The organism is Acidocella sp. (assembly GCF_013044125.1).
In the GTDB taxonomy this organism is placed as follows: Bacteria; Pseudomonadota; Alphaproteobacteria; order Acetobacterales; family Acetobacteraceae; genus Acidocella.
This window is the reverse complement of sequence record NZ_JABEVC010000080.1, coordinates 1-7,147: the sequence shown is the minus strand read 5'-3', so window position 1 is coordinate 7,147 and position 7,147 is coordinate 1. Positions and strand designations below refer to the sequence as shown.

Annotated in this window: 8 protein-coding genes and 1 pseudogene; all 9 read right to left on the bottom strand. The window is 66.8% G+C overall.

What is annotated here, in order from left to right; genetic code table 11:
- Nucleotides 1–360 (bottom strand): annotated as a pseudogene (fliI, locus tag HKL97_RS04855) (flagellum-specific ATP synthase FliI); the annotation flags it as partial.
- Entirely contained in the window at nt 357–1,013 is a 657-nt protein-coding gene (locus HKL97_RS04850; RefSeq protein WP_291423016.1) for a FliH/SctL family protein, read from the bottom strand. The pseudogene fliI and the gene HKL97_RS04850, both read right to left, overlap by 4 nt.
- On the bottom strand, nt 1,010–1,279 hold the full coding sequence (locus tag HKL97_RS04845; RefSeq protein WP_291423014.1) for a hypothetical protein: 270 nt from the start codon (nt 1,277–1,279) through the stop codon (nt 1,010–1,012). Before HKL97_RS04845 ends, HKL97_RS04850 begins: the two co-directional genes overlap by 4 nt.
- 9 nt (nt 1,280–1,288) lie before the next feature.
- On the bottom strand, nt 1,289–2,101 hold the full coding sequence (locus HKL97_RS04840) for a flagellar motor protein MotB (protein ID WP_291423011.1): 813 nt from the start codon (nt 2,099–2,101) through the stop codon (nt 1,289–1,291).
- A 2-nt stretch (nt 2,102–2,103) separates the two neighbouring features.
- Nucleotides 2,104–2,907, bottom strand: a complete 804-nt coding sequence (locus HKL97_RS04835) for a flagellar motor protein (protein ID WP_291423009.1) — start codon at nt 2,905–2,907, stop codon at nt 2,104–2,106.
- Complete coding sequence (locus tag HKL97_RS04830; RefSeq protein ID WP_291423007.1) at nt 2,904–3,476, bottom strand: sigma-70 family RNA polymerase sigma factor; 573 nt, start codon at nt 3,474–3,476, stop codon at nt 2,904–2,906. The genes HKL97_RS04835 and HKL97_RS04830 overlap by 4 nt, the downstream gene beginning before the upstream one ends.
- Entirely contained in the window at nt 3,469–5,565 is a 2,097-nt protein-coding gene (locus tag HKL97_RS04825; RefSeq protein WP_291423004.1) for a flagellar biosynthesis protein FlhA, read from the bottom strand. Before HKL97_RS04825 ends, HKL97_RS04830 begins: the two co-directional genes overlap by 8 nt.
- Nucleotides 5,558–5,821, bottom strand: a complete 264-nt coding sequence (locus HKL97_RS04820) for a flagellar biosynthetic protein FliQ (RefSeq protein WP_291423002.1) — start codon at nt 5,819–5,821, stop codon at nt 5,558–5,560. Before HKL97_RS04820 ends, HKL97_RS04825 begins: the two co-directional genes overlap by 8 nt.
- Entirely contained in the window at nt 5,818–7,101 is a 1,284-nt protein-coding gene (locus tag HKL97_RS04815) for a FliM/FliN family flagellar motor switch protein (RefSeq protein WP_291422999.1), read from the bottom strand. Before HKL97_RS04815 ends, HKL97_RS04820 begins: the two co-directional genes overlap by 4 nt.
- Between the last annotated feature and the right edge of the window lie 46 nt (nt 7,102–7,147).

Sequence of the window (7,147 nt, the reverse complement as noted above, 5' to 3'; positions counted from 1 at the left end):
GCCGCGGGCATCAATGATGCGGCCAAGCAGGGCGCTGCCCATCAGCGGGGCGGGGGCGCGTGATTCGACATGGATGCGCGCCCCGCGCATGACGCCGCGGGTGCCTTGTTCGGGCATGACCAGCAGGGCGCCCTGCTCGAAGCCGACAACCTCGGCGGAGAGAAATTCGGCGCTGCCTTCGGCCGCGATGAGGCAGCGCGAGCCGATGGGGGCGCGGATGCCGCTGGCGTGCAGCACCTCGCCGTTGGAACGGGTGATGCGCCCGAAGCGGCGCACCGGATCGCGCGACAGGGCCTCGCGCAGGCGCTCGCGCGCCAGGCCGCGGATGGTATCCATGTTCAACCGTGAATCCAGGTTCATGGGAGGTCACCGGGGGGGAGCGCCAGGGCGGCGCGGATGGTTTCCAGCCGGCTGGCCAGGCTCGCGTCCCACTCGATTTTGTCCAGAGGATCGCCGTCCGGGGCGATGATCTCAACCAGCGCGCCACCTTGGGCGACGGTTTCGTCCGCCAGCAGACTGGCGGTCTCGGCGGGGATGAGCGCGAGGAGGTGCGCGTGGTCCGCCGGGTTGAGGCGCAGAAGCAGGCTCTGGCGCGGGCCGCGCTCGGCGGCGGCCTCCGCGATGAGGCGGGTGACCAGGGATTGCAGGCTGGCGGGGTTGGTTTGCGACTCGACGCCGGTGATGTGGCGGGCAAGCAAAAAGGAAAGCTCGGTGACGAGATCTGCCAGGTCGCGCTCCTTTTGCGCCAGCGGGGCGGCGAGTTGCGCCCAGGCGGCCTGTAGTGCCGCGATGGCGGCGGTAAGGGCGGCGGCCTGCGGCTCCATGGCGGCGCGAATCTGGGTTTCAGCCTCGGCGCGGGCCTCGGACTCGGATTTTTCGCGCAGGCGGGCGACCTCCTGGCGGACGCGCCGTGCGATTTCAGCCTCGGTTTCCGCGAGGCTGGCGGTGTCCTGCGCCAGGACAGCCTGCACGAAGGTTTTGGCGCGGCCGCGCGATGCGGTGACGAAACTCATGACTCGGCGCCGTGCTGCAGGTGTTGCAGCGCCTGGGTAAAGATGGCGCCGAACACGCCCAGCACGGGGGCGGCCAGAGCCAGGGCAGCGCGGGTGAGCAGGGCAACCGTGGCGGCGCCGAACACCCAGCCGGAGAGGCTGGCGGGGGTGAAAACCGGAGGCTGGTGGCGCGCCGACCAGATGAACACGGCGGCGAGCATCAGCATGCCAGGCCGGAGCAGTTTGGGGGTTGTTTTGCCGCGCTTGGCGGCGGGGGGTTTGGCCATGGACGGCTCCTACTTCGCGGGTTGCGCGGTGGGATCGGGGGCGTGCACCACCACCATCACGCGGCGGTTGCGGGCGCGGCCGATCTCGTCAGTGTTGGGGGCGATGGGAGAAAATTGGCCAAAGCCCTGGGCGGAGAGCTGGCCGCCGGGCACCCCGTTGCTCACGAACAGGCTGACGACGCTGACCGCGCGTTCAGCCGAGAGCGACCAGTTGGAGGGGAATTGCAGGGTGGAGATCGGTTTATCATCCGTGTAGCCCTGCACGACGATGGTGAAGGGGGCCGGCATGTTCTTAAGCCCCACGCCAACCTGATTGAGCAGGGTGACAGCCGCCGGTTTCAACGTCGCGTCGCCCGAGGCGAAGAGGACCGAGGCATCCAGCTCGATGGTGAGGGTAAGCGGCTGGCTCTGGATCGAGACCTCGTGCTTGTCGACCAAGGGTTGCAGCAGTGCGGTGAGCTTGAGCTGCAACTGCTTCAGGGACAGGATGTCGGCCGCGAGCTGATGCGCCATCTCCTTGGGGATTTTGGCGTTGGCCGCAGGCGAGCCCGGCGGCTTGGGAATGGGCGAGGTGTGGTGCTGCAGAATGCCGCGGCTGGCGCCCGAATTATGAACCACCGAGGGCGGCGTACCGTGAAAGGCGGTGATGAAGCTGGCCGCGACTTCCTGCTCCTTGAACTTGTTGCGCGAGGAGGAGGCATAAAGCACCACGAAGGTGGCCAGCAGCAGGGTCAGCAGATCGGCGTAGCTGATGACCCAGCGCTCATGATTGGGCGGTTTTTCAGGCTTTTTGCCCGGTCCGGGGGGAGCGGCGTGGGACATGGTCAGGCGGCCTGTTCGGTTGCGGCGGCGGCGGGTTCATCCGCGGCGGGCTTGGGTTTGGCTTTACCCTCGTCGGTGAGGAAGCTTTGCAGGTTCTGGCGGATGAGAATGCCGGGCTTGCCCGCGGCCAGCAGCATGAAGCCCTGGATGACGACATGGCGCTCGCGCTCCAGCTCCTGCGCCAGCTGCTTGAGCCGGTTGCCGAGCGGCAGGGCGATGAGGTTGGCGAAGCCGACGCCGTAAATGGTGGCAACGAAGGCGGTGGCGATGCCGCCGCCCAGCTCCTCGGGGTGGTTCAGGCGCATCATGACATGGATGAGGCCGAGCACGGCGCCCATGACGCCGATGGTGGGCGAGTAGCCGCCGGCGGCCTCCCAGACCTCGGCCGGGGTTTCCTGGATGCGGCCGGTGTTCTCGGCCATGATGCCGAGAATCGTGGGCAGGTCATCGGGCGAGGTATTGTCAACGATCATTTGCAGCCCCTGTTTCTGGAAGGGGTCTTTCACGTCGCCCAGCACGTTCTCCAGCGCCAGCGTGCCCTGGCTGCGGGCCAGGGAGGACCATTCGGCGACCTGCTCAATAAATTTACGCAAGTCGGTCTTGGGCGGTTTGACCAGCCAGACGATGCCCTTCATGCCGGTCAGAACGCGGGCCAGGCCAAATTGCGTGAGCAGCGCCGCGAAAGAGCCGCCGATGACGATGATGACGGCGGTGAGGCTGAAGAGGGAGGACAGCGGGTCGCTGTCGGACAGGGCGCCGCCGATGATCACCAGAAAGCCGCACAACAAACCAATCAGACTGGTCACGATACGGTCTCTCCCTTCAAGGCGGTGTTCATGTAGATGGCCAGGGACTCCAGCGCGCGCTTGCGGATGCGCGAGGCGTAGCCTTCGCTCATGTCGAGAATGGCGGCGATTTCGCGGTTGTTCATTTCGTCATAGAAATGCAGGGCCAGCACCTGGTATTCGAGCGCGGTCAGGGTTTTGAGAGCTTCGACCAGCAGGTGGCGGGCATCGGCGCGCAGCAGCAGGGCCAGCGGATCGTCGGGGCTGGTGCCGTCCATGAAGGCGGCGGTGTCGACCTTGTCGGCGTCGAGCATGAACTCGCCGCGCCTCTGCGCGCCGTCGCGGCGCAGACCGTCGATCATGGCGCCACGGATGCGCCTGGCGGCGAATGCCTCGAAGGCGACGCCGTGGGCGCGGTCAAACCGGCTCATGGCCTCCAGCATGCCAATGGCGCCCCATTGCAGCAGCTCGTCCAGCTCGGCCCAGGGCATGCGCGATTTGAGCAGCAGCGCGGTGCGCTTGATCCAGCCGCCGTAAAGCGCGGAGAGATGCGGCTGGTCCGGGCTGAAGGCGGGTTGCGGGTTATCCATTGGCGGGACCAGGCTCGGCGGTGTGCACCACTTGCAGCGGCAGGGTCTCGGGGATTTCCTCCAGCGCGAGAACGGGGATGAGCCCGCCGGTGGCGCGCGCGACGGCGCGGCGGGTGAGCCCCTGGACAACCAGAACAGGCTTGAGGCCACGCTGGCGCATGGCGCGCGCCGCGCTCTCGGCGGCTTGGCGCAGATAGGTCGCGGTTTCGGCCTCCACCTCCGGGCCGATGCCGCTCTCGCGGCCGGTGCGCAGGGATTTGGCGACCAGCTCCTCCAGCCGCTGTTGCAGCACGGCAACACGCAGGACGGGATCCGCCCCCGCGACCTGGGTGACGATGAAACGGCCGAGGCGCAGGCGCACGGCGGCGAGCAGTTTATCAACGTCCTTGGTGCCGCCGTCAGCGGCTTCGACCAGGGCTTCGCCGATGCGCTCAAAATCACGGATCGGCACTTCCTCGGCCAGCAGACCCTGGAGCACCTGGCGAATGAGACCGATGGAGAGGTTGGTGCGCAGGTCTTCCGCCAGGCGGGGGGTGGTTTCAGCGAGGCGGGTCATCAGCCCCTCGACCTGCGGACGGCCCAACAGCTCGGCACCGTGGCGTTTGAGGATTTCAGCGAAATGGGTGGCCATGGCGCTGGGTGCGTCAACCACCGTGTAGCCAAGATCCTCGGCGGCGGGGATGCCGCCTTGGGGAATCCAAACTGCTGCCTGGCCGAAGGCCGGGTCCTTCACGGGGCGGCCGATGCTGAGCTTTTCGGTGACCATCGGGCCTTCGATGGCAAGCCACTGGCCGGGCCAAGCCTCCCCGCCGCCGATGGAGGCGCCGCGCAGGGTGAAGCGGTAGCCATGCGCCGGGAGATCGGACGAATCGCGGATATGGACGGCGGGGACGAGGAAGCCCATGGCGCGGCCGTAACGCTGGCGCACGGCGGTGAGGCGGTTGAGCAGACGCCCCTCCCCCGGCCCGACCAGCGGCGCCAGGGCGAAGCCGATGTTCATGCCCAGGGGATCGACGCCGGTGACGTCGATTAAAGAGTCGGGTTTGACCTCGTTGTTTTGCGCGGCGGCGGGGGCGGTGCCGGCGGCGGCGGCTTCGTCCTGCGCCTTGGCGGCCTGCGAGAGGCGCCAGGCAGCGGTGCCCAGGGCGGCTGCGAACATGAGGAAGGGGATATGCGCCATTTGCGGCACGAGGCCGATGGCGCCCATGATGGCGGCGGCGATGGCCAGGGCCTGCGGGTATTTGCTGAGCTGGGACTTGATCTGCTGACCGATGTCCTCGCCGGTGGCGACGCGGGTGACGACGAGGCCGGCGGCGACGGAGATGGTGAGCGAGGGGATTTGGGCGGCCAGACCGTCCCCCACGGTGAGCAGAGTGTAGGTGCGGGCGGCGTCGGCCAGGGGCAGGCCGTCCTGCAGGGTGCCGATGATGAGGCCGCCCAGCATGTTGACGACCAGGATGATCATCGCGGCGACGACATCGCCACGGACGAATTTGGAGGCGCCGTCCATCGCGCCGAAGAAATCAGCCTCGCGGCGAAGGGTGTCGCGCCGGCGCTCGGCGGCCTGCGGGCTAAGGATGCCGGCGTTGATCTCGGCATCGATGGCCATTTGGCGGCCGGGCAATGAGTCCAGCATGAAGCGGGCGGAAACTTCCGCGACACGCGAGGCGCCCTTGGTGACGACCATGAAATTGATGATGATGAGAATGACGAAGATGATGCCGCCAACCACGAAATTTCCGCCGACGGCGAACTGGCCGAAGGACTCGATGACATGGCCGGCGGCGCCGGGGCCGGTGTAGCCGTTGAGCAAAATAGCGCGCGCGGTGGCGACGTTGAGCGCCAGGCGCATGAGCGTGGTGGCGAGCAGCACCGAAGGGAAGGACGAAAATTCCGACGGCGAGGGGATGTAGAGGCTGGCGCCGAGGATGACGAGGCCGGCGGAGATGTTGAGCGCGAAGAGAAAGGAGATGGCGGCCGGCGGCAAGGGCACCACGAGCATCGCCAGCACCAGCAGGATGACGATGGGGCCGGAGAGCTGGGTGGCGCTGAGCGAACCGGGGCGCGGGAGAATAGCGGCCTCAGCCATGGAGCAGCCCTGGAATCGCATGGAAGAGGTTGATGGCGTAATGCTCGACCCCGCGCAGCATCAGCGGCCCCGCCGTGGTGGTGAGCGCCGCCATGCCCATGAGTTTGAGCACGAAGGGGATCGAGGCTTCACGGATTTGCGTGGCGGTTTGCATGATGCCCGCGGCCAGGCCGATGAGAAGCATGAGCAGCAGCACCGGCCCCGCGAGTTCCGCGAAGGCCAGCCAAGCGCCGATGCTGACGCCGTTTGCGCTCATGCACCGGCCTCGGCCGTTGCGTCCATGTCCTCGGCCAGGGCGGTAACGCGCACGCCGTAACGGTCGTTGGCGACGGCGACGACCTCGCCATAGGCGAGCTTCTGGCCGTTGGCGAAGATTGTGAGGGGCTCGCCGACCGTCTGGTCGAGGGTGATGACTTGGCCGTGGCGGAGCTGGCGCAGGTCTTTTACGGTGATCTGGGTGCGGCCAAGCTCCACGGTGAGGGAGACCTGCACACGGTCCAGCATTTTTTTGCCGGTGAGTATCGGGGCGCCGCGCGGTTGCGGCTGGATGCGCTCAAGCTCGGCACGTTCATATTCAAGGGGTGATTTGCCGGCGGCTTTGTCATCAGGGGCGGCAGAACGGTCTATCTGATCAGCCATGTATGGGTCTCCTTCAGTGGCGCCGTCCGCTTTCACGCGGCAGCAGACATAGCCGCCGCTCTGGCCGTAATCGGCGTAGAACAGGTCAATGCCGCCGGAGACGGCGATCGCCTCCGGAGACAGGGTAAAGGGCAGGATGGCGCCGGGGGCGAGCGCCTCGAACACGGCGAGGGGCAGGTTGACGCGGGCAAGCTCAAAGGTGATGTCAATCGGCGTGACCTCGGTGAGCGCCTCGATGCCGTTGATCCAGCCCGTGTCCGCGCCGCGCTGGCCAAGCAGGCCCGATTGCGAGGCGACCTTGGCTTCCAAAGGTTCAAACCCCGCATATGGCGCGATGAGCTTGATGGTGCCGGTGCCCAGAGCGGTTTCGAAAATGCCGGTGACGGCGATCATCCAGTCCTGGCCGTCGGCGATGGCGAGCATGCCGGTGGCGGTCTCGTAAGCAATGGGGGCGAGGTCGAGCTGGGCCAGGGGACTCAGGGTTTCCTGAATGGTGGCCAGGGACAGGTTGATCATCTGCTTGCCGATGCGCGTTTCCAGGGCGGAAAGCTCGTAACGCTCAAAGGGGTGGGAGGCGGTGGCGCCGCACATGGCATCAACCACGGCGCCGATGAGGTCGCCGTCAATCGCCAGGAGCATGCGCCCGCGCAAGGGCGCGAGTTCGCTGATGCCGGCGAGCATGACCTCGGGCAGCTGGGACAGTGCGGACTCATGGCTGGTGACGCCGTTGATACAGCTGAGGAGTTGCACACTGTGACGCATGCGCTGAAACAAAGCGAAGGCAATTTGGCGCATGAAACGGTCAGACAGGTTCTCCATGAGCAACGAACGCAATTGCGGCGCGCGCATGGAGTCCAGGAGGTCGAGCGTTTCAACATCCTGCGGCTGCTCAAGCATAGGCACTTACCCCGCTTGCAGGGGTGATGGCGGGGGCGATGGCGGG

Excerpts from the sequence above, each read along its gene's own strand:
- HKL97_RS04850 (WP_291423016.1), bottom strand. The coding sequence starts at position 1,013 with ATGAGTTTCGTCACCGCATCGCGCGGCCGCGCCAAAACCTTCGTGCAG.
- HKL97_RS04845 (WP_291423014.1), bottom strand. The coding sequence starts at position 1,279 with ATGGCCAAACCCCCCGCCGCCAAGCGCGGCAAAACAACCCCCAAACTG.
- HKL97_RS04840 (WP_291423011.1), bottom strand. The coding sequence starts at position 2,101 with ATGTCCCACGCCGCTCCCCCCGGACCGGGCAAAAAGCCTGAAAAACCG.
- HKL97_RS04830 (WP_291423007.1), bottom strand. The coding sequence starts at position 3,476 with ATGGATAACCCGCAACCCGCCTTCAGCCCGGACCAGCCGCATCTCTCC.
- HKL97_RS04825 (WP_291423004.1), bottom strand. The coding sequence starts at position 5,565 with ATGGCTGAGGCCGCTATTCTCCCGCGCCCCGGTTCGCTCAGCGCCACC.
- HKL97_RS04820 (WP_291423002.1), bottom strand. The coding sequence starts at position 5,821 with ATGAGCGCAAACGGCGTCAGCATCGGCGCTTGGCTGGCCTTCGCGGAA.
- HKL97_RS04815 (WP_291422999.1), bottom strand. The coding sequence starts at position 7,101 with ATGCTTGAGCAGCCGCAGGATGTTGAAACGCTCGACCTCCTGGACTCC.